Origin of the sequence: Shewanella electrica (genome assembly GCF_022321485.1) — a bacterium.
Classification (GTDB): domain Bacteria; phylum Pseudomonadota; class Gammaproteobacteria; order Enterobacterales; family Shewanellaceae; genus Shewanella; species Shewanella electrica.
Window position 1 is genome coordinate 1 of the sequence record NZ_JAKOGG010000863.1, and the last position, 229, is coordinate 229.

Genomic DNA, 229 nt, shown 5'->3' on the forward strand with positions numbered 1-229 from the left:
ATCTGCGGGACCATCACCCTGGCCATGGTCATTTCCGAAACGATCTGTGAAAGCTGTGCCGCAGAAAATGGCGGTGGAGCAACCGCTTGTGTTTGTCGCTGCCTGAGTAAAGGCATATACTTTTGCGTATTCCCAATATTCATCAAAATAATAATAGGAGAAGAAAACCATTACAAGGGACAAGAAGGTCATATCACCGTATGTCCGTTGCTTTGTAAATGAGCCTTTT

Annotated in this window: 1 protein-coding gene; it reads right to left on the reverse strand. The window is 44.5% G+C overall.

From position 1 onward, the window contains the following. The coding region (locus L9G74_RS22250; RefSeq protein WP_238899152.1) for a hypothetical protein at nt 1-192 on the reverse strand (192 nt) is incomplete at its 3' end. Nucleotides 193-229 lie beyond the last annotated feature (37 nt).